The following is a 21811-nucleotide window of genomic DNA, read 5'->3' as shown; positions in this document are numbered from 1 at the left end:
TTGAACGAATATGAAAGGCGGATGAAAAACTCGTTTATTTGACAGGTAGACAGCTAGGGTTCAGCTAAGTAATAGAGCCGCCAGGGGTGCCTTTGATGGGTAAAACCCCGGCGTTTTTTCGACACCACTGTGTGCGGTCGGCGTTATTCAACAAACTTCTCTGCATTGCCCCTCAAGTGCCGGTAAAGTAAGCCATCTCTTGCCAGGGTACTCGGATGAATAGCGTGCAGCTTTTACGCGGCCAGTTGCGGCCCGCGTTGATGGGATTGTTGATGGCCGTGGCCTGTGTCACGACCGTACGGGCCGATGACGGGGTTGCGCTCACCACGGTCGACCAAGTGCCGGAAGGCGTTGAAGTGCGCGGTAAACAAGTCGCGGCGTATACCTGGGACGACCGCCAAGGCAAGAATCTATTGGTGCTCGCCGAGCAGGTCAGCGAGCGTGACGACGACGGCACCCAGACTGCATTTGTCTACGCAGCCCAGTATTTGCTGGGCGGCGACCATCCCAAGCGCGTGTGGATGCTCTACGACGACGTGCAGCATTGCCAATTCGATGCGGCGCTGCGCTTTGACATGGCGGCGACCAAGGTCACCGACCTTGCGGGCGATGGCATCACCCAGGCCACCGTGGGCTATTCGCGTACCTGCACCAGTGATGTCAGCCCCAACGAATTCAAGTTGATCATGCATGTCGGCAAGTCCCAGAAGTACCGCCTGCGCGGCGTTGATCGCGTCGGCGCGAGCTGGTGGGACGAGGAAGCCGGTGCTTTGCGTGGCATGCCGTTGCCCAAGGATTGCAGTGTGGCGGCGCAGCAGGCCTTGGTCAGTCAGTACAAGGAGCAGGGCACCGAGTTGCCCCTGCCGGGCTGTTATGGCGATGAAAAAGACTTTGCCAAGGCCCCGGACAGCTACCTGGCGTTCATGCGTCAGCATTGGTTCGCGTTGATGCAAAAACAGGACACCGACTGGAGCCAATCCCAGACCCAGCCTCAACCCGAGGACCCGACCGAGGATGACGAGTCAGCCCCGTGATTTTGTGCCAGGGCCGGTCCTGCGTTAGACTCAGCCCTCGCCAATTCACTAAATACCTCGATTAAACAATGGCTTGCTTGAGGTATTTAATCCAAGGGCTGATCTACCTTGACTGAGTCTATCCGTAACCCGCTGACCCTCTACCTCACCCGTCTGGCCCCCTCCAGCCAACTGACCATGCGCTACGTGCTGCAGGATGCCGCCGACCGCCTGGGCTTTGACGACATCAACCTCGAAGACATCGACTGGCACCTGTTGCAACCCGAACACGTGATTGCCCTGGTCGCCGCGCTGCGCGAGGACGGCTATGCGCCGAACACGTCATCGCTGTATGTGAATGCGGTGCGCGGGGTGATGAACGAAGCCTGGCGCATGAGCCTGATCAGCCAGGATCACCTGTTGAAGATGCGCTCGGTCAAGGCCACGCCCGGTACACGCCTGGGCCAGGGGCGTAACCTGCGCCGTACGCTGATCCGCGAAATGATGGACGTCTGCGCCGCCGACCCGCGCCCACAGGGCCTGCGGGACGCGGCGGTCATCGGCATTCTGTATGGCTCGGGCATGCGTAAGTCGGAATCGGTAAACCTTGACCTTGCGCAGATCAACTTCGCAGAACGCAGCTTGCGCGTAACCGGCAAAGGCAATAAGGAGCTGATCAAGTACGCGCCGGCCTGGGCCTTTGAAAAGCTCACGGCGTGGCTGGAGTTTCGCCGCGAACACCTCAAGGAAGGCGAGCAGGACGATACGTTCTTGTTCAATCGCATCCGTCGGGGCAGCCATATCACTCGCGAGCGCATCACCAAGCACGCGATTTACTACATTGCCCGTCAGCGCGGCGAACAGGTGGGGGTGAAGATCATGCCGCATGATTTCCGGCGTTCGTTCATCACCCGAGTGATTGAGGAGCATGACCTGTCGATCGCGCAGAAACTGGCCCACCACACCAATATCCAGACCACCGCCAGCTACGACGTGCGCGACGACAATGAGCGGCGGCGGGCGGTGGATAGGTTTGATTTATAGTTTTTAGCGCAGATCGAAATGTGTGCAGGCTTTGTGTGGCGAGGGCGCTTGCTCCCGTTCGAGTGCGTAGCGCTCGCTCGCTTTTTAGGGGCGCTTCGCACCCCAGCGGGAGCAAGCTCCCTCGCCACAGAAGCCAGCTGCCACATTTGGGCGTGTGTAAGCGTCAGAGGATTGGCTTGCCGCCGGTCACCGCATAGCGTGAGCCGGAAATGTAGCTGGCTTCATCGCTGGCCAACAACACATAGATCGGTGCCACTTCCACCGGCTGGCCGGGGCGGCCCAGCGGGGTTTCGCTGCCGAAGCTCTTCACGTCTTCATCGGTCATGGTCGACACGATCAGCGGTGTCCAGATCGGGCCCGGCGCTACGCTGTTGACGCGGATGCCCTTGCTGCCGAGCAACTGCGCCAAGCCACCGGTGAAGTTGGCGATGGCGCCCTTGGTGGCGGCATAGGCCAGCAGTGTTGGCTTGGGCATGTCCGAATTGACCGAGCTGGTGTTGATGATCGAACTGCCGGGTTTCATATGGGGCAGGGCGGCCTTGCAGATCCGAAACATCGCGGTGATGTTGATATCGAACGTCTTGACCCATTCCTCGTCCTCGATCTCTTCGAGGGTTTCGTGGGACATCTGGAACGCGGCGTTGTTGACCAGCACGTCAATGCGGCCGAACTGTTCGACGGTTTTGTCGACCAGCGCCTGGCAGGTGGCTTTTTGCGCAATGTCACCCGGCAGCAGCAGGCATTGGCGGCCAGCTTCTTCGACCCAGCGCGCAGTTTCCTGGGCGTCTTCATGCTCGTCCAGATAGGCGATGGCCACGTCGGCGCCTTCTCGGGCGAAAGCGATGGCCACAGCGCGACCGATGCCGCTGTCGGCACCGGTGATCAAGGCGATCTTGTTGGCCAGCCGCCCGGTGCCTTTGTAGCTCTTCTCGCCGCAATCGGGGTAAGGGTCCATTTTCTTTTGGGTACCGGGCACGGTTTGGGCTTGAGGGGCGAACGGTGGGCGAGGGTAGTCAGTCATTTGCGTCTCCATAGATCTTGAAGGGTGCTATGGAGTTAGTAGTTTTGCCCGCGCCGATAGTTGTAACGGATATCGGGCAGGCCCGACGAATGGTTCACTGGCGCGCAGGCAAAAACTCATTGAGCGCCAGCTCCTGAGTATTTTCAGTGGGTTGGCGGCGTGTGCAGGCCGTTGGATGCCAAGCGTGTCGGTAGACGGCTCAAGGTCCACAAGGTGACAAGCATCGCGGCGACCGCACACAGGGCAATGCCAATCAACATCGGCGCCGGCGTGTGGTCGGCGAACACACCCACCAAGGTCATGGATACCGCCGCCGTAATCATCTGAATCGCCCCCAGCAGCGCCGATGCAGAACCCGCCACGGCGCCGTGATCCTCCATGGACAAAACGCCGGCGGCCGGCAATAACAGGCCGAGAAAACCGAAACCGATAAACAGCAGCGCCATCATCAAGGCCAGGTTGTCGCTCCACACCGTGGTGGCGGCCAGCAACGTCATGACCACGGCCACGCCCACCACCGACCAGCGAATCAGCGGGGCCAGGCCAAAGCGTGCGCTCAGGCGTGCAGTCAGTTGGCTCATCGCGAAAAATGAGGCGGCGTTCAGCGCAAAGCACAGGCTGAACTGTGTAGGCGTGAGGCCGAAATACTCGATGTAAACGAACGGCGCGCTGCCGATAAACACAAAGAACGTTGCCAAACCAAACCCGCACACCACGGACAGGCCGGTGAATACCGGGTCGCGCAGCAACGCACCGTAACTGCCGATCGCGCTGCCCAGGGTCTTGCCCAGGCGGCGCTCGGCTGGGTGGGTTTCGGGCAATTGCACGATGGTCATGACCAGGCACAGCACGGCCACCACCGCCAGCACGGCAAACACTTCACGCCAACTCCAGAGCGCGATCACCACGCTGCCGGCCAGCGGCGCCAGGATCGGTGAAACGCTCATCACCAGCATCAGCAACGCCATCAAGCGTGCCGCTTCGTGGCCGGTATACAGGTCGCGAACAATCGCGCGTGGAATCACCATGCCGGCGCATGCGCCAAACGCTTGCAGCGCACGAAAACCGATGAGCACCTCGATGGTGGGGGCCAGCGCACAACCGACGCTGGCCACGGCGAAAATCACCAAACCGGCATAGATCGGTGGCTTGCGACCGTACACATCGCTGATCGGCCCGTAGAACAGCTGGCACACGCCGATGATCATGAAGAATACCGTCAGGCTCATCTGCACGGCAGCCGGTGATGCCTGCAGGCTGGCGCCCAGTGTGGGTAGCGCGGGCAAGTAGCTGTCGATGGCGAACGGGCCAATGGCGGTGATCAACCCCAGCAGCAAGGCGAGGTGGGCAATACTTCGAGGCATGGGGCGTTCCGGGTCACAGCAAAAAGATCGGCCAGCTTAGAGATGGCCCCGAGGGTGCACAAGGTGGTGTTTACACAGACGCTACATTTCCCCGCCTTTGCACTTTTTCTCCCATGGCGTCGGCAACGTTGATCGCTCAGCGCAAAAATAGATTGAATAATCACACCTAATGTTATTTAAATAACAAAACAAGAGCGCCCCGACCTGCCTGGTCGTGCCGCAACAAGGTGGGATAGCAATGAGCAAGATCGCAGTCATCGGCAGCAATATGGTGGATTTGATTACCTACATCGACCGCATGCCGGCCCAGGGTGAAACCCTGGAGGCGCCGGGCTTTGCCCTGGGTTGCGGTGGCAAAGGCGCCAACCAGGCGGTGGCGGCAGCCAAGCTTGGCGCCGATGTATTGATGTTGAGCAAGGTCGGCGACGACATGTTTGCCGACAACACCTTGGCCAATTTCCAGCGCTTTGGCATCGACACCCGCCATGTGCAGCGGGTGCCCGGCGTTTCCAGCGGCGTAGCGCCGATTTTTGTGCAGGCCGACTCCCATAACAGCATTTTGATCGTCAAAGGCGCGAATGCGCATTTGTTGCCGGCGGATATCGATGCGGCGGCAGCCGACCTGCGTGAGTGCACGCTGATCGTGCTGCAGTTGGAGATCAACCTGGCGACGGTTTACTACGCCATCGAATTCGCGCAACGGCATGGCATCGCGGTGCTGCTCAACCCTGCACCGGCGCTGGCCGGGCTGAGTGCCAAGCACTTGGCGCAGCTGGATTTTTTGATCCCCAACGAATCAGAACTGGCGTTGATCACAGGCCGTGTCGTGGACTCGCCGGACGCCGCCCGCAGTGCCGCACGCACCTTGGTGGCCAGCGGCATTCGCCATGTGATCGTCACCCTCGGCGAGCAGGGGGCCTTGTACGTGGGCGAGGAGGGCGAGTTCCAAGTGCCGGGCCAGCGGGTTGTCGCCCGTGACACCACCGGCGCCGGCGACGCCTTTATCGGTTGCTTCATTCAGCACTGGAACCGCGATGGCGGCATTCGTCAGGCCATGGAACAGGCAGTGGCGTATTCCGCGTGCTCGGTAACGGCGCTGGGTACCCAGACGTCCTATCCCGACAGCGAAGCGTTCGCCCGCTTCCAGCAACAGCGTTAAGCCTTTCAATTCAGCCCGGAGAACAATAATGAACAAACCTGCGCTGCAACAGACACCCGATGGTTTTTACCTGAACCGCACGCCCTGGTTCGCCTTTATCCTGCTGTGCAGCATCTTTGCGTTATGGGCCGCGGCGGCGAGCATGAACGACGTACTGATCGCGCACTTCAAGAAAGCGTTTTTGCTCAGCGATTTCCAGACGGCCTTTGTGCAGTCGGCGTTTTACCTGGGCTACTTTTTTGTGGCCATTCCGGCCGCGATGGTGGTGCGCCGCTTGAGCTACAAGAGCACGATCCTGATCGGTTTGCTGCTGTACATGCTCGGTTGCCTGTTGTTTTTCCCTGCGGCGTCCACCGCCAAGTACGGCATGTTCCTGCTGGCTCTGTTCGTGATTGCCGCCGGTCTGTCGTTTCTGGAAACCGCGTGCAACACCTACTCGACGCTGATGGGGCCACGAGAAACCGGGACGCGGCGCTTGAACATCTCGCAGACCTTTCACCCCTTCGGCGCGATGGCCGGGGTGTACGTGGGCAGCTTCGTGATGTTCAAGGACACCGACGCGACCACTGAGCAACTCAAGCAGATGAGCGTCTCCGAGGCGGCGGTGCAGCAGTTGCAAATGATCCAGTCCACGCTGTTGCCCTACAAGTGGATGATCGCCGTGCTGGTGCTGATGTTTATCCTGATCGCCATTACCCGGTTCCCCGCCTGCAAGGGCAACCAGCCGGCGGGCAGCAAACCGGGCAGCATTCGTCAAAGCTTGGGTCGGTTGTGGCGTAACCCGCGCTTTACCTTTGGCGTACTGGCGCAGTTTCTGTATGTGGGCGCGCAGGTCGGCGTGTGGAGTTTCACCATTCGCCTGGCCATGCAAATGGGCGGTATGAATGAGCGCAGCGCGTCATGGTTTTTGCTGACCACCTTTGCGGCTTACTTTGTTGGCAAGTTGATTGCCAACCTGCTGATGCGGCGTCTGCACCCGGCCAAGGTATTGGCGATCTACGGCGTGCTGTGCATCGTGCTGCTGGCCTACACGATTCTAGTGCCGAACATCTCGGCGGTGTATGCGGCGGTCGGCGTGAGTATTTTTCTCGGCCCTTGCTGGCCGACCATTTACGGCCTGACCATCGATGGCCTGGGTGAAGACACCGGTGTCGGCGGTTCATTGCTGGTGATGAGCATTGTTGGTGGCGGGGTGATTCCGATCTTCCAGGGCCTGTTGTCCGACGCCAGCGGTGGCAACATGCAGCTGGCGTACAGCGTGCCGCTGCTGTGCTTTATCGTGATCGTGATGTACGCAGTCAAATGCCTGCGCCAGTCAGACACATTACCGTCGGGTGCGGCAACGGCGGTGGCCTCATGAATACGCGTATCGCGCTGTACCCTGCGGTGTTTGCCGAGCAGAAAAGGACGCTTTTACAGTCTGAGGGTTTCAAGGTCAGCGCATGGGCCTACCCGTCCGGGGTGTTGGCGGTGAGCCTGGAAAACAGCCGTGGGCGCCTGGTGGTGCTGCCTTATCAAGGGCAGATGATCTGGTCAGCGGTGTTCGAGGGGTGCGACCTGACCATGACCAACCTGTTCGACCAGCCCCAGCCCAGCCCGACAGTGATCGATACCTATGGCTGCTTCATGTTTCACAGCGGCATGCTGCGCAATGGCTGCCCGGCGCCGGATGACACGCATGCCTTGCACGGCGAAATGCCCTGCGCGCCGATGGACACGGCCTGGCTGGAAATAGGCGAGGGCTTTGTGCGCCTGGGCGGCTCCTATCAATATGCCAAGGGTTTCGGCGATAGCTACCGCGCGTGTCCCAGCGTGACGTTGCGTGCCGATTCGGCATTGTTCGATATCGACATGGACGTGACGAACCTGGCTGGTAAACCCATGGACCTGATGTACATGGCACACATGAACTACGCCTATGTGGCCGGCGCTCGGTTCGTCGAGCCGCTGGGCATGCAGCGTTTGCGGCTGCGCACCAGTGTGCCGGACCACGTCAAGCCGACGCCTGACTGGAGCGCCTACATGGCGCAGCTCGCCGAGCAACCAGCCCAGCTGGTCAGCCTCGAGCAGCCGGCGCTGTACGACCCTGAAATCGTGTTTTTCTTCGACGGCGTCGGCACAGACGCCAGGGGCCACGCACATTTTTTGCTGGACCACCCTGATGGCGCGGCGTTCTACACCCGTTATCGTCCCGAGCAATTCGAGCACGCCGCACGCTGGATCCTGCACTCAGTTGATCAGCAAGTGGCGGCGTTCGTACTGCCATCAACCTGCGAACCCGAAGGCTATAACGCAGAGAAAGCCAAGGGCCACGTGCGTTCGCTGGCGGCCGGGGCCAGCGCCTCATTTAGCGTGACCACCGGCTACTTGAGCGCGCAGGAGCGGCTGACGTTACTGGGTTAAACCAGCAATTGCGCGCCGCTGGCCTGGATGGCGTCTTGGTAGACGCGGGGGATTTTCTTGTCGCTGACCACGTACTGAAAGTCTTCCAGGGCGGCGAAGTGAGCGGTGCGCACCGTGTCGAACTTGCTGAAGTCGGCGAGCAGCACACGCTGCTGGGCCTGGCGCAAAACCTTTTGCTTGACCTCGACTTCATTGAAGTTGAAGCACGTCACGCCAAACGCCTGGCTGACGCCGGCGGCGGTCACGAAGGCCCATGTCAGGCGCACGCTGTCGAGAATGCTGCTTTCGGCACTGCTTTCAAACACCTGGTTCTTGCGGTGAAAGGTGCCGCCGCACAACACAATGTGGCAGTTGGGCTTGTTCTGCAGCTTGAGCAGCACGTTCAACGAGCTGCACACGGCGGTGAACTCCAGCTCATCAGGGATGAAATCAATGACAAAGGGCGAGGTGGTGCCGCAGTCAAAAAACACCGTGTCACCGGGTTGTATCAACCGTGCGGCGAGTTTGCCGATGCGACGTTTTTCTTCGACGTGGCGCGTGTCCTGGTCGGCTACCCGGTAATCACTGGCCTCAGTGCCGACCCGGGTGATGTAGCCGCCCAGCAGACGCACGTGATCGCTGAAGTGGTTGAGATCACGGCGCAGGGTCATCTCGGAAACGTCCAGCAGCGCAGCCATTTCCCGCAGGTGAATGGCGTTCTGGTCCTGCAAGGCTTGTTGGATAAGCTTAAGTCGCTCGGCTTTTTTACTGTCCACGCGTATTCCAGGGCTTGATTGTTGGTGTTAGATAAGTAACATTTAATGATATTATTGTAACGCATTAATGTGAGCGCTGTGACAAGCAGCCCACGATCATTGGCAACATACAGGCAAGGGCACGTTAAATGAATACACTTCAACCCGCAGCATTGGCCAAGTACATCGATCACACCTTGCTGGCGCCCGACGCCTCCCGTGCGCAGATTCGCACCCTGTGCGAGGAAGCCATGCAGCACGGCTTTTATTCGGTGTGCCTGAACTCCGGGCAAGTGCCTTACGCCGCTGCGTGCCTGAGCGACAAGACCGTGTTGATTTGTGCAGTGGTGGGCTTTCCACTGGGCGCCGGCCTGAGCGACACCAAGGCGTTTGAAGCCGAACGGGCAATTGCCGCCGGGGCAGGGGAGATCGACATGGTGCTCAACATCGGCTGGCTGAAGGACGGCTTGCTGGACGCGGTACGCGAAGACATCGCGCTGGTTCACAAGGCCTGCGGTGCAGTGCCGTTGAAGGTCATCCTGGAAACCTGCCTGATGAACGACGAACAGAAAGTCCAGGCGTGTGAAATCTGCCGGGATTTGGGCGTGGCGTTCGTCAAGACGTCCACCGGGTTCAGCAAAAGCGGCGCGACCGTTGAGGACGTTGCACTGATGCGCAAAACCGTGGGCGCGGCGGTTGGGGTCAAGGCGTCTGGTGGCGTGCGTGATTATCCGACGGCAGTGAAGATGATTGAGGCCGGGGCAACGCGCTTGGGCAGCAGTTCGGGGATTGCTATTGTGGGTGGGGCGATGACGGCGGCCAGTGGTTACTGACACGCACTAATATAACTAAACTAAATGACTATTTAGTTTAGTTATAATTAAAAGGAATATGCCCGGCGGGAGAGGGCACCTCAAAGAACTTTCGGTAGTTCCGTGCCATTCAGCATCTTATTGCCTGGGCCTATGAATTCGAATTCATCGCTGTAAGCGTAAATCTGTCTAGTGGCATTGCGAATAGTGCTGCTATTAAGTGCAGCAACAGCTTCTTTGTCTAATGAAATTATTCTTTCTGTTGCCTCATAATCACCGATCACAGCAAAATTCTTATTCAGTGGAATAAATACGCTCACATCTTTTAATGCAAAACCAAGCCCCCAACCATCGTCAATTCGAGATGGGTGAGGTATTAGGTTTACGGGGTAATCTGAGGTGACAAACCCTGGTGAATCTTCGCCAGCTTTAAGGAAAATCCATTTTCTATCGAGTAGGCATTGATGAATATCCCCAATAATATTCAGCTCCAGTGATGCATGTTTAGATGTATTCATCTCTAAGGCAGCAGCAGCCCCTGGTGATTTCAAACCTTCCTGTCCCAAAGCCGAGATAATAAGTATCTGGTTAAGAGGTTGGACGCTCTCCGCAAATGATTGCCTATCACGTGGGTTTCTAGTCGCGAAAAGTGAAAAAAGTAGCAGGACAGCTTCACGATCCAACGCATTTGAAAAATTACCACATTCTAAAACTCGCTTGAGTGCACCAAGTGAAGGTCCCTCAAGCTCATTTGCATAGGTTGTCTCAAGAATATTGGGATCTGGATGGCCGTCTAGCCGATTAAAGTGATCCTCTCCGGCGACCTTTTTTACGTTTTGCGGAAATCCTTTCTTGGCATCTAGGTCAACGCAATGGACGACATAATGCTTTCCTGATTTCGCAAAGCCTCTCAAATATCCAGCTGAAACATAGTGGTGGTAGATCGGTTCGTTCATATCAGACTCATGGTCGTGCCATTCGATGTGTTGAAGGTAACTCATGCCCCCGATTTTCGCGTCCGCGAAAACGCCGGTGTGAGCCAGTGCCAAGCTTCAAATCTGACCGCCAGAGCCCCCCATCTCCGCATAGGACGGTTCGCATAATGTATATTATGTTAAATCATGTGTCATGCTGGATAAGGGGATATCCTTTCCGGCCGTCGGTGATCAGCTCGCGCTTTTACATCTGAGGCCGTTGCGAAAATACTGGAGTTCGGTAGGTGTGTTCGACATCCTCTTACGACGGCCCGCCATACGGATCCGGTTTAGGTTGAACCTCTGTTACTTAGGTGGACTCCCAAATCTAAATCCAGGAGAAACGTATGACCCAGACAGCTTTGGTCGTAGGCGCCAGCGGCATCGTCGGCAGCGCCATCACTCAGTTACTCATCGACAACAAGTGGCAGGTTGCCGCGCTATCGAGGCAACCGTCGCAATCGCAAGGCGTGATCCCCGTCGCGGCAGACCTCCGAGATCCAGCTTCGCTGAAACATGCGTTTGCGGATCTGAAACCTACTCATGTGTTCATCACCACATGGTCACGGCAAGCCACGGAGGCCGAAAACATTCGCGTTAATGCCGCCATGGTTCGCAATGTGCTCGCCGCCATTCGACCAGCCAAGAGCGTTGAGCACGTAGCACTGGTTACTGGCCTGAAACACTACCTCGGCCCTTTCGAAGCCTATGGTAAAGGCAGCCTTCCGCAAACACCGTTCCGCGAAGAGCAGGGTCGTCTGAATGTCGAGAATTTCTATTACGCCCAAGAGGACGAACTTTTCGCCGCTGCTGAAAAGGACGGCTTCACATGGAGCGTTCATCGCCCGCATACCGTCACCGGGGTTGCCGTAGGCAACGCGATGAATATGGCAGCCACCCTCGCCGTCTACGCCTCGATTTGCAAACAAACCAATCGCCCTTTTGTATTTCCGGGATCAAGAGTGCAGTGGGACAGCCTCACCGATATGACGGATGCACGGCAATTGGCGAAACAACAACTGTGGGCGGCCACCACGCCGGCTGCGGCCAACCAGGCATTCAATGTCACTAATGGCGATGTGTTTCGCTGGAAATGGATGTGGAGCCGAATTGCCGAATACTTCGACTTGCCTGCTGCCGATTATCCCTCCTCACTCTCACCTCTTGAGAAGCAAATGGCGGAAGACCAAGCCGTGTGGACGCAAATAGTCGCGGAGCACGGCTTGAAAGAATCCGATACTGGTCGCCTGATATCCCCATGGCATACCGATGCAGACCTTGGTCGACCAATCGAAGTCGTCACTGATATGTCGAAAAGCCGTGCAATGGGCTTCACCGCCTACCAAGCGAGCGATCAAGCATTTTTCGATGTGTTCGACAAACTACGCGAGATGCGCTTGATACCCTAGGCCGTTCAAGAGCGGAATAACGTTCGTGGGGCCCTGGAGACAATCGGCGAGAACGCTGGCCACATCAAGCAAGGTCTAGCCGGGCTCAAAAAGCTCCCACGAGGCAGCCGTTTTTTGATTTTGATCTCAAACGCGTCTTTGGCTGAGTGATTTCCGTCAGCAGACGAAAAGCAACGACTGCTTGATCTCCTGGATACTGGGAAGTCAAAGCTTCAAGAAATAGGCAAGCTGGAAAAGGTGGAGCTTTGGCTCAGCTCGCAGTAACGTCAATGGAGCAATAGGAATGCAGCCCGCACAGGGCGAGCACAACGAGGGCAATGGATATGCGCAAAAAATCTCAACCGTGGCTTGTCCCGCTTCTGATTCTTATCGCTGTCTTATGGGCAATGGGGAAGAAAGACACACCTCCAAGCCAAGTTAGACCCAACCCCCCTCCTCCCGCTAACTCCCTGGTGTCAGCTCCTCTCCCTGCGGCTCAACCTATACAGACCTCCCCGAGTTATCGGTTTGTGAATGCGGATAGACTGAACCTGCGGAATGAGCCGGCAGGGAAGGTAATTTCAACCCTGACGCGTGGAGACAAGATACAAGTCTTTGAATGGAGAGATGATTGGGCTCGTGTCAGCGCCGATGGCCAACCAGCCAGATGGCTGTCATCCAAAAGCCTCTGCGACGCGGTACATTGCTACGTAATCTCCAGGCCGGAAACAACTCGCCCTGCACGCCTTTCACCTCAGCCGATACCTAGGCAAACCCCGAGTTACGGATCCTCCTGCACTTGTTCATCTGGAACAGTCTGCATAGGGCCACGGGGCGGTAGGTACTGCATTACTTCTGGCGGGAACAAGCGCTACGGTGTTTGAGCGAAGGTCGCAGGGCTGCGCGACAATCCCTGCACCCAGTCAGTCGAGCTCTAATGTCTCAGTTGATTTTACTTCTAACCTCGACGCGTGGCATTGCTGCCATAAGCACTACTGATCCAGCCTTGGTCGAAGGCAGCACAGCCTGAGGAAGCTAGGGCGTTAAGCCCTAGCAGATCTCACTTCTTCTTTTTTGCAGGTTTCTCTGCCTTCTCTGATTTCTTCGCCTTTTCAGGCTTGCTATCAGCTTTTTTTACAGATTTCTTTGGTTCGGAATCTTTCTTCTTATCTTTCTTTTCGGAAGATTTTGAAAGAGTCGATGCTGCTGCGGATTTCTTTGCTGGTGAGGACTTTTTGTCTTTCAAGTCCTTGCTCGCGTTCGAAGCTTCACCTTTGCTTTTCTTGTCGTCTTTAGCCACGTTGACCACCTCGCAGAGTTTGCCGTTGTTGGCAAAATGCCTGTGCAATTCTTCACAAGCTAATCATTAGGTGAGCGCTTTCACGGGCGGTTCAAATTTTTATTGCGTCGAAATAGACTGGCCAAGTCACCCTGAACGGTTTTCCAAGGATAGTTCCTCCATATCAGTGGTGGATGGAAGAGCCAAATACGGTTCGCCTCGAAGGGCTGCTTCTGGCCGATAGCAGCCCTCCGCAACGGGCAGCTATGGACCCAAAGCTGACATCAGGCGATGGATGCTCTTGGCCAATAGCCGTGATCAAGCAACCAGCGTAATCTTTCGGCCTTCTCGCACAATTGAGGCAAGCAACAGATGACGGAACAGCTTTGCGTTGTATTCATTCCGGCGCTTTCGGTGGCTTTGCAAAGCGCCGAAACGAAAAAAGGCTCCCCACTTACAGAGTCCGAGGCACTCAAAATCCGTGATCAAGCGACGTGTGTTGCAGTTCCATTCGACGTCGCCCTGGATATGGAGAACGAACGTGGCTTCCGGGACTTAGTTGCCGAGGACTGCTGGAATGAATGGCAGCGACTACGGCTCTTGATGAAGAAATGACCCCTCTGAATTGCACCAATACTCAGTCATAAGATGCAGTCTTCACCTGCCCATTGCTGCCGAAATGAGAGGCAGCTCTTGGCCGATAGCTGCCTGCCGCGACGGGCAGCAACCGGCCGATAGTGCAGAACATGTTGCCGAGCAGCATTTATTCTGGCCACCTCTTTGCTATGTACCTTCGCGTGCCTGATCTCGCTGGTAGATGGCCGTGCGGGTTTGTTAGATCGACAGATCCGCGCCCTCCTCCAAGCCGTTTTTGATAAGGCCACGGAGAATATGCGCATTCACTCTCATGACCAAAAGCGGGCGCACTCTGTGAAACGCATCGGCATGCGGGATCGCGGTTGGCGACGTAACAAGAGCCCCCTCAAAAACTTCGTTTACCATCACCCCTCTTAACTATTCCAATGGAACCGACAAATACCGCAAATCCAAAGGTAATAAAGTGCTCGGAATGTTCTGATAGCTAACCGGCCGCAGGAATCGGCGGATGGCCATGGTGCCCACCGATGTGGCGCCAAAATTGGTCGACGCCGGATACGGCCCGCCGTGCACCATCGCCTCGCTCACTTCGACCCCCGTCGGGAACCCATTGGCCAGGATACGCCCGGCCTTGCGCTCCAGAATCGGCAGCAGGCGCCGGGCTTCATCGGTATCGGCCGGTTCCATATGGAGAGTGCAGGTCAGTTGCCCCTCAAGCGAACGCGCCACCTGCAATAACTCATCAGCATTCGCCACGGTCACGACCAGGCCAAGCGGGCCAAACACTTCGTGCCCGAGTGATGCATTGGCCAGCCATTCGCGGCCCGTAGTTGCAAACAGATAGGGCGTTGCCTGGCGCAGCTCACAGGTGGTGGTCAGCACCTCACGCACACCGACCGACTCCGCCACCCGATCACGCCCGGCCCGATAGGCTGCGGCAATCCCCTCGGTGAGCATGACTTGCGCGCCCACCGGTTCCAGCGCCTGTACTACCGCCCGGATAAACGCAGTGGCCTCCTCGCCCTGGACCAGCACGGCAACCCCCGGGTTGGTGCAGAACTGTCCGGCGCCCTGGGTCAGCGAACCGGCCCAGCCCTTGGCAACCTCCAACCCACGTTCGCGCACGGCGTGAGGCATCAGAAACATCGGGTTCACCGAGCCCAGCTCGCCATAAAACGCAATCGGCTCAAAGCGCTTGGCACACAGGTCAAACAGCGCCCGGCCTGCGGCAAGCGAACCGGTAAAGCCGACTGCCTTGATCAGCGGATGCTGCACCAGGCGCTGCCCCACCGCCCGGGAGCCTCCGTGGACAAGGCTGAACACGCCTGGGTGAACCGCACATTTTTCAATCGCGGCGTGAATCGCCTCGGCCACGATCTCACTCGTTCCCGGATGCGCCTCATGCCCCTTGACCACCACCGGGCAGCCGGCGGCCAGCGCAGAGGCTACATCGCCGCCCGCAGTGGAGAACGCCAGGGGAAAGTTTGACGCACCAAACACCGCCACAGGCCCAAGGGGACGCTGCATCAGCCGAATATCCGGGCGCGGCAGCGGCTGACGATCCGGCAGCGGCACGTCATGCCGCCGGTCCAGGTAATCACCCGCCAAAATATGTGCGGCAAACAGCCGAAGCTGGCCCACGGTGCGACCCCGCTCGCCCTGGAGCCGCGCCTCGGGCAAGCCGGTTTCCAGCGAGCCGATCGCGGTGATCGTCTCGGCGCGTGCCTCGATTTCATCGGCAATCGCATTCAGAAACGTCGCCCGTGCTTCCCTCGTCGAGTAACCAAAGCTCCAGAAAGCCTCTTCGGCCGCCTCACAGGCACGGTTCACCAGGTCGACATTACCTGCTGAAAAATGGCTGACCGGGCCGTCGGTCGGTGCATTGGAAAAGGTCGTGTCGGTCGCGACCCACTGCCCCGCGATAAGGTGCTTGCCGTGCGCAGTAAAAGACATTGGCGTTTCCTGAAATGGGATGAGTTAACCGAAATACCGCACGCGAATGGCGTCGATGGCGACCGCGATAAAAATCATCACGCCACCAATCATGCCGACGTAGAACGAAGGCACATTCACAATGGCCAGGCCGACCTGGATGACCGTCAGCAGTAACACACCGCCCAGTACCCCCTTCACGTTGCCGCGCCCGCCAAACACACTGACGCCGCCAATAATCGGCGCCGCAATCGCGTAAAGCAGGTAGCTGGAGCCTTGGCTCGACGTGATTGCCATCTGCCAGGAAGCCAGCAGGAAGCCGGCCAGTGCGGCCAGGAAACCTGAAATCGTGTAGGTAATGACCTTCACCCGGTCGACGCGGATACCGGCGGAATTCGACGCGATCGGGTTACCACCCACCGCATAGATCGAACGGCCCAGCACCGTGCGCCGCAGCACGACGCCCATCACCACCAGCGCCAGTAGAAAAACCACCGGCATCAATGGCCAGCCATCAATCGTCACCTGGCCGATCCAGATGTAGCCGTCGGCCATGTTGGTCAACGTGGTGCCCTGGGTCAGGGCCAGCAAGGCGCCCTGCAAAATGATCATCATCGCCAGGGTTTCAATCAGCGACACCATCTTCAGACGAGTAATACACAGCCCGTTAAAGAAGCCGATCAAGGTACCCACCAGCAGGCCGATGAACACGGCCAGGTACCACGGCAACCCCCAGCTGGAGTAGGCCAGAGCCCCCACCGCCGAGGAGAAACCGGCATTGGCCGGAATCGACAGGTCGATTTCCGCCACCAACAGCGGCAACGCCACTGCCAGCCCCAGGGTGCCCAGCACCGTGGCCTGCACCATCACGTTCTGCAGGTTGAACAGGGTGAAGAAGAATTCGTTGAAGGCGCCGAACAGCGCCACCAGCGCGATCAGCCAAATCCACACCACGTTGTGTAAAACCCAACCCAATACTGCTGGGCCGTTGATCTTGGTCGCGGCAGGCGACACCCGGTTGACGGGCCTGGCGATAGTTTCCATTTCGGCGTCTCCACTCTTATTCTTTTTCAACTGCTGGATCCTTGTACGGATGCGCGAATGCGCTCGACGGTAATGTCCTCTCCCGTCAATGTTTCCTTGATCGTGCCTTGATCGAAGATGCACACACGGTCCACTGCGCGCACCAGTTCATCGGTGTCGCTGGAGATGATGATCACCGCTACGCCGGCATCGCTGAGTTCATCGATGATGCGCAGTACGTCCTGCTTCACCCCCATGTCGATGCCACGGGTCGGCTCGTCGACCATCAGCAAGCGTGGCTGAGTGGCGAGCACGCGACCCAGGCAGACCTTCTGCTGGTTGCCACCGCTGAGGGTGTTCACCGAATAATCCGGGTTGGGCGACTTGACGCCCATCGCCGCAAAGTAGTGATCGATCACCAAGGTTTCGGCCTGGGTGTCGATAAAACCGAGTCGGGTTCGCGCCCCCAGAGAGGACATGGCGATGTTGCTGCCAATGGACATCTGCCCCACCGCCCCGTCCTTGCGGCGATCATCGGAGAGGTAGGCGATGCCCGTCTCGAACGCCGCGCTCGGCGATCGCGGTAATGGCCGTATCGCTTCGCCATTGATCGAGAGCGTGCCCATCGACGGATGCAGCCCGAAGATGGCACGGGCCATTTCCTTTGCACCGGCGCCCGGCAGGCCGGTGAACCCCACTACTTCGCCTGGCGCAATATCGAGGCGGTCCAACGCCAGGCATTTGCCCCGTACACCGCGCAACGAAACCGCCGCGGGCTTGCCGGCATGATTACGGCGTTTGCGCTGGAACAACTCCACGCCATGGCCAATCACCAATTCGGTGAGCTGCTCCGAGGTCAGCTCGGTGAGGTCATCGCGAGTGCCGGCCAGGCTGCCGTCACGCAACACGGTGACCGCGTCGCAGATCTCGAGAATTTCGTCGTTGTAGTGGGAGATGAAGATGAAGGTCACGCCCTCGCCTTTCAGGCGCAGCATGAAGTCGAACAACTGTCGCCGGTCGACCACCGTCAACGACGCCGTCGGCTCATCGAGAATGATGACCTTGCCCCCGGAAAACATTGCCCGCAGGATATTCAGCTTGCGCCGCGCCACCGCGTCGAGGCTGCCGGCCAGTGCCTGGGGGGCGATGCCCGAGCCATCGAGCATTCGCGTGGCGTCGGCGCCCAACTGTTTCCAGTCAATCAGCCCGTTACGGGTCGGCCAAATGCCCAGCATCAGGTTCTCGGCAGCCGTCAGATTACCGATGATCATCGGCTCCTGGGTCACCAGAAATACCCCGGCCTGCTCCATCGCCTTGACGTCCACCTGCTTGAGCGCACGGCCATCCATGAGAATGTGCCCGGAGGTCGGGATGACCTGACCCGAGATGATCCCCACCAGCGTGGATTTACCCGCGCCGTTCTCGCCCAGCAGCCCGTGGATCGAGCCGCGACGAATCTGTGTGGACACACCACGCAAGGCATGCACCGGGCCATAGCTTTTTGCGACGTTATCGATCATCAGGATCGTGTCGTCAGGCATTGGGTGTAAGGTCATTTTATTATTCTCACCATTACCTTGTCGGAGAAACATCGCAGCAGAGCTTCACTCTGCAGCGACAAGCCATCACTTGGAGGACACACCCCACACTTTCTCGGCAACGTAGCCCCAGTGGCGTTTGTCGTCGGCGTTTTCCGGGGTAATCATGAACGCCGGAATAATCAGCGCCGGGCCGGTCTTGCTCTGGACAATTTCACCGCTTTCCCAGAAGTAGTCCTTGTTCTGGTAGGTGCCGAGGGGCACCGCCTCGCCCTTGAGGGCGTGCTTGGTGATCATCTCGACGGCAATCTGGCCATACGCCACTGGGTCCTGGGAAACACAGCCGTCCATATAGCGGTCCCTGATCCACTCAAGGGCTGCCGGCTCGCCATCAATGTTGATGAAAATGACATGGCCTTTTTCACCGATTTTCTTCCAGCGGTCTTTCTGCTTGAGGGCCGCGACGATACCGCGCGAGGGTGAGTCCGAAGGGGCATGCACCGCGTCCAGGTCGGGGAATTCCGAGAGGGTGGACAGCGTTACCGACTGCATTTTGTCCAACTGGCCTTCGGTGGGCCGGGCCAGGTATTTGATCTGCGGGTACTTGGCGAACACCGAGTCCATACCCTCCTTGCGCAGGCGCCAGGCCACCGACGCCAGGGCGCCGAAACAGTTGAGAACCGTACCTTTGGGGCTGCCGTATTTGTCCACCAGGCGCTTGACGATTTCTTCGGCGGCCATCACGCCACCCTTGAAGTTATCGAAGCTGACGGTGATCGCCACATCGCCGCCGTCGGCCGGGGTATCAATGATGCCCACCGGAATCTTGCGTTGGTTGTAGCGCTTGATCGCGGAGACAATTGCCTGGCTGTCGATGGGGTCAGAGATGATCGCCGTCGGCTGGGACAGCATCAGGCTCTGCCATTGCCCCAGTTGGGTGGTGGTGTCGAAGCTGGCGTTGGTCGCCTGGAATTTTCCGGAGAGTGCCTGTACGGCTCGCTTGACTGACTCTTCCTGGATCACGAAGAAGTAGTAGTCCAAACTCTTGTTCGAGTAGGCAATCGACAGTGGCGCCGCCGCAAACGCGCTGCGCCCCAGCATGGCACCCAACCCAAGTACTACACCGCCAGCCAGCACGTTACGGCGGCTTACGTTTGATAGATCGACTTTTTTCATGGAAGTATCTCCGACTTATTATTGTAGGTTTAATACTGTCTTTCGCCTTCTTTCACGCAGGTGCAGCCTTGCTCCGGGCAGCGGATACGGTTATCGCATCCGCACGTAGGAAGACCCGTCGAAACATCCTACGACCATGCCCACCGCCTCGCGGGTGAACAGGCCGTTTTCCACTACGCCAGGAATACGGTTGAGTTCGATCTCCAACGGTGCCGGGTCGCTGATGACCGGGCCACAATGGCAATCGAGAATGAAGTTGCCGCTGTCAGTGACCACCGGCTCGCCGTTGCGCAGGCGGCGGATGATGTTGACCTCGGTAATGCCCTGCTCGGCCAATACCTGTTTCACCAGGCGCTCGGTCTGCTTCCAGCCAAACTGCACCACTTCCACCGGCAGCGGGAACTGGCCCAGGCTATCGACGATTTTGGTTTCGTCGCACACGCAGATCATGCGTTTGGAGGCATGGGCAATGATCTTTTCCCACAGCAGGCAGGCACCGCCGCCCTTGATCATGTTGAACTGGCGGTCGATCTCGTCGGGGCCATCGACGGTCAGGTCGAGCTCACCGATTTCGTTCGGGTCGGTAATCTCGATGCCCACTTCACGCGCCACCTCATTGGTCGAGCGAGAGGTAGTGGTGCAGGTCACTTGCAGGCCGGCGGCAACCAGCTTGCCCAGTTCACGAACGAAGAAGTGCGAGGTGGTCCCGGAACCCAGGCCCAACTTCATGCCGTCGTGCACGAACTCTTCGATCACTCGGCGCGCCGCGACTTTCTTGGCTTCGTTCTGTTGGTTACTCATTTACGCCTCCTACTTGGGCAGTGTTCCCACAGGCTGTGGGTCAAATCTTGTCGGTTCGCCATGAGTCGAGGGCGGTCAGTTGATCGGGGAACTGACTGCCACTGGCGATCGCAATCGCCGCGACCAGCATGTTGGTCACCAGGTGATGGTTCAGCCGCGACGCCAGCGGCGTCATCAACTCGGTATGTTCATAGGGCTTCACCGCGATCAACACGTCGCTGACCCGTGCCAGCGGGCTGTCATCGGCAGCAATCGACACCACTTTCGCCCCGGCCTTACGCGCCGCAATGGCCACATCAACCATCTGCCGGGTGTGCCCCGACTGGGAAAAGATCAACGCGACTTCACCGGCCCGCGCCCCTTCGGCATGCATCTCCTGGCGCTTGCCACCCAACAAGGCCTGGCAACGCATGCCCAGGCGCTGAAACTTGTGCTCGGCGTCCAGCGCGTTGACCACGGAAATGCCGGTGGCGTAGATCCCGGTCCAGGCGGCGGCCTGTAACAAGTGCGCAGCGTCGGCGACGGTTTGCGGCTGAAGGTCTTCCTCCAGCCGCTGGATCGCGTTCAGCGAGTTGCGGCAGGTCTTGCGCACAATGTTTTCGATGCTGTCATCGGGGATGATCTGCTCGTAGGCAAACGGCGCCGACGGCACCAGGCTCTGCACCAGGTGCAGCTTGAATGCCTGGTAACTCTCAAAGCCAAAACGCCGGCAAAAACGCATCACAGTCGGGTCGCTGACCGCACAGGTTTCCGAGAGCTTGGCCATGCTCATTTGCAGGACCTTGGCCGGCGAGGTGGAGACAAAGTTGGCCACCCGGCGTTCAGCCCGGTGCATGTCTTTGCTTTCATCAATAATGCGTTGCAGCAAACTGTCGCTCATATCCGCTCCTTGGCGATTTGTGGGCTGCGTTGTAACAGATCAGCCAAACGGTTCAAGCGCTGCTCACGAGAAACTTCCACATTGGGACCGCCGCCCCAAGGCACTACAAAAAACACCACGCCCGCCGCCTGCGCCGTCACCTGGTCGACCCGGGTGTCACCCACGTAGGCCCAGGCGTTGTCTGCCAGGTTCATGGCCTCGGCCACCGCAAGCAGGTGCCGTGGGTCCGGTTTGCATGCCGGTACCGCGTCGGCGCCCAGGGCCACTTCGAACAACCCGGCCAAGCCCAGTTGCTCCAGCAGCTTGCCGGTGACGGCGTGGTTTTTGTTGGTGCAGATCCCCAGGCGAATCCCCGCATCGTGCAGTGCCTGAAGGTCTTCACGCACATGCGGGTAAAACCGCGTGCTGCCCGCCGGGTCGTCCATGTAAGCCTGCAAATAGCCGTCGAGCGCGCGCTGCACCTGCAGGTCGTCATAGGCAATGCCGAGGTCTTCAAGGATGTCGACGATCAAGCGACGAGGCCCGTTGCCGAGAAAACCTTCGACATGCACAGGGTCAAGATCAGGCCAGTCGTTCAGCGCAAAGCCGACATTCAGGGCTTTGGCGATATCGAATGCGCTGTCGATGAGCGTCCCGTCAAGATCGAAAATGAGCGCGCTATAGACGGACATGA

Annotated in this window: 21 protein-coding genes; 9 read left to right on the top strand and 12 right to left on the bottom strand. The window is 58.3% G+C overall.

The window, feature by feature from the left end; all coding sequences use genetic code 11:
- The first annotated feature begins 215 nt into the window (after positions 1-215).
- Positions 216-1034 (top strand): M949_RS01915 family surface polysaccharide biosynthesis protein, encoded by an 819-nt coding sequence (locus tag ACA065_RS15530; RefSeq protein WP_497690425.1) that lies wholly within the window; start codon positions 216-218, stop codon positions 1032-1034.
- Between the two features lie 108 nt (positions 1035-1142).
- The gene (locus ACA065_RS15525) at positions 1143-2057 is read left to right on the top strand and encodes a site-specific integrase (protein ID WP_497690424.1); all 915 of its coding nucleotides are present in this window, start codon (positions 1143-1145) and stop codon (positions 2055-2057) included.
- A gap of 163 nt (positions 2058-2220) precedes the next feature.
- Here the strand turns inward: ACA065_RS15525 and ACA065_RS15520 are convergent, their stop codons facing one another.
- Both ACA065_RS15520 and ACA065_RS15515 read right to left on the bottom strand, forming a co-directional pair.
- Positions 2221-3078, bottom strand: a complete 858-nt coding sequence (locus ACA065_RS15520) for an SDR family oxidoreductase (RefSeq protein WP_497690423.1) — start codon at positions 3076-3078, stop codon at positions 2221-2223.
- 143 nt (positions 3079-3221) lie between these two features.
- Positions 3222-4442: a multidrug effflux MFS transporter gene (locus ACA065_RS15515; protein WP_497690422.1), complete on the bottom strand. Its 1221-nt coding sequence runs from the start codon at positions 4440-4442 to the stop codon at positions 3222-3224.
- A 238-nt stretch (positions 4443-4680) separates the two neighbouring features.
- Here ACA065_RS15515 and rbsK point away from each other — a divergent pair, with 238 nt between their 5' ends.
- The 3 genes from rbsK to ACA065_RS15500 are packed head-to-tail and all read left to right on the top strand — an operon-like array spanning position 4681 to position 8004.
- Complete coding sequence (gene rbsK / locus ACA065_RS15510; RefSeq protein WP_497690421.1) at positions 4681-5601, top strand: ribokinase; 921 nt, start codon at positions 4681-4683, stop codon at positions 5599-5601.
- Positions 5602-5629: 28 nt separating this feature from the next.
- Positions 5630-6961, top strand: a complete 1332-nt coding sequence (fucP, locus tag ACA065_RS15505; RefSeq protein ID WP_497690420.1) for an L-fucose:H+ symporter permease — start codon at positions 5630-5632, stop codon at positions 6959-6961.
- On the top strand, positions 6958-8004 hold the full coding sequence (locus ACA065_RS15500) for an aldose 1-epimerase family protein (protein WP_497690419.1): 1047 nt from the start codon (positions 6958-6960) through the stop codon (positions 8002-8004). The genes fucP and ACA065_RS15500 overlap by 4 nt, the downstream gene beginning before the upstream one ends.
- Here the strand turns inward: ACA065_RS15500 and deoR are convergent.
- Positions 8001-8759, bottom strand: coding sequence for a DNA-binding transcriptional repressor DeoR (gene deoR / locus ACA065_RS15495; protein ID WP_497690418.1), 759 nt, complete (start codon positions 8757-8759; stop codon positions 8001-8003). The two genes, ACA065_RS15500 and deoR, sit on opposite strands and share 4 nt — an antisense overlap.
- 128 nt (positions 8760-8887) lie before the next feature.
- On the opposite strand from deoR, the gene deoC reads away from it, so the two are divergent.
- Positions 8888-9571, top strand: coding sequence for a deoxyribose-phosphate aldolase (gene deoC / locus ACA065_RS15490; RefSeq protein WP_497690417.1), 684 nt, complete (start codon positions 8888-8890; stop codon positions 9569-9571).
- Between the two features lie 80 nt (positions 9572-9651).
- On the opposite strand, the gene ACA065_RS15485 is transcribed toward deoC, so the two are convergent.
- Positions 9652-10506: a DUF4238 domain-containing protein gene (locus ACA065_RS15485; protein ID WP_497690416.1), complete on the bottom strand. Its 855-nt coding sequence runs from the start codon at positions 10504-10506 to the stop codon at positions 9652-9654.
- Positions 10507-10871: 365 nt separating this feature from the next.
- Here ACA065_RS15485 and ACA065_RS15480 point away from each other — a divergent pair, with 365 nt between their 5' ends.
- Both ACA065_RS15480 and ACA065_RS15475 read left to right on the top strand, forming a co-directional pair.
- Positions 10872-11933: an SDR family oxidoreductase gene (locus ACA065_RS15480; RefSeq protein ID WP_497690415.1), complete on the top strand. Its 1062-nt coding sequence runs from the start codon at positions 10872-10874 to the stop codon at positions 11931-11933.
- A 317-nt stretch (positions 11934-12250) separates the two neighbouring features.
- Positions 12251-12796, top strand: a complete 546-nt coding sequence (locus tag ACA065_RS15475) for an SH3 domain-containing protein (protein WP_497690414.1) — start codon at positions 12251-12253, stop codon at positions 12794-12796.
- A 176-nt stretch (positions 12797-12972) separates the two neighbouring features.
- Here the strand turns inward: ACA065_RS15475 and ACA065_RS15470 are convergent, their stop codons facing one another.
- Positions 12973-13221 (bottom strand): hypothetical protein, encoded by a 249-nt coding sequence (locus tag ACA065_RS15470; RefSeq protein WP_497695357.1) that lies wholly within the window; start codon positions 13219-13221, stop codon positions 12973-12975.
- A 342-nt stretch (positions 13222-13563) separates the two neighbouring features.
- Between ACA065_RS15470 and ACA065_RS15465 the strand changes: the two genes are divergently transcribed.
- Entirely contained in the window at positions 13564-13806 is a 243-nt protein-coding gene (locus ACA065_RS15465; RefSeq protein ID WP_497690413.1) for a hypothetical protein, read from the top strand.
- Between the two features lie 399 nt (positions 13807-14205).
- On the opposite strand, the gene ACA065_RS15460 is transcribed toward ACA065_RS15465, so the two are convergent.
- From ACA065_RS15460 to ACA065_RS15430, 7 genes are all read right to left on the bottom strand, one after another.
- Entirely contained in the window at positions 14206-15741 is a 1536-nt protein-coding gene (locus ACA065_RS15460) for an aldehyde dehydrogenase (NADP(+)) (protein WP_497690412.1), read from the bottom strand.
- Positions 15742-15765: 24 nt separating this feature from the next.
- Positions 15766-16764: an ABC transporter permease gene (locus tag ACA065_RS15455; protein WP_497695274.1), complete on the bottom strand. Its 999-nt coding sequence runs from the start codon at positions 16762-16764 to the stop codon at positions 15766-15768.
- A gap of 26 nt (positions 16765-16790) precedes the next feature.
- Positions 16791-18299 carry a sugar ABC transporter ATP-binding protein gene (locus ACA065_RS15450; protein WP_497695273.1) on the bottom strand — a complete coding sequence of 503 codons (1509 nt, stop codon included), beginning with the start codon at positions 18297-18299 and terminating at the stop codon, positions 16791-16793.
- 69 nt (positions 18300-18368) lie between these two features.
- A complete protein-coding gene (locus ACA065_RS15445) occupies positions 18369-19457 on the bottom strand; it encodes a sugar ABC transporter substrate-binding protein (RefSeq protein ID WP_497695272.1) in 1089 nt (362 codons plus the stop codon).
- A 90-nt stretch (positions 19458-19547) separates the two neighbouring features.
- On the bottom strand, positions 19548-20258 hold the full coding sequence (rpiA, locus tag ACA065_RS15440; protein WP_497695271.1) for a ribose 5-phosphate isomerase A: 711 nt from the start codon (positions 20256-20258) through the stop codon (positions 19548-19550).
- 40 nt (positions 20259-20298) lie between these two features.
- Complete coding sequence (locus tag ACA065_RS15435; RefSeq protein WP_497695270.1) at positions 20299-21138, bottom strand: MurR/RpiR family transcriptional regulator; 840 nt, start codon at positions 21136-21138, stop codon at positions 20299-20301.
- Positions 21135-21809 (bottom strand): HAD family hydrolase, encoded by a 675-nt coding sequence (locus ACA065_RS15430; protein WP_497695269.1) that lies wholly within the window; start codon positions 21807-21809, stop codon positions 21135-21137. The genes ACA065_RS15435 and ACA065_RS15430 overlap by 4 nt, the downstream gene beginning before the upstream one ends.
- Positions 21810-21811 lie beyond the last annotated feature (2 nt).

The organism is Pseudomonas sp. LBUM1640 (genome assembly GCF_059716225.1).
This window is presented reverse-complemented; position numbering and strand designations above follow the sequence as displayed.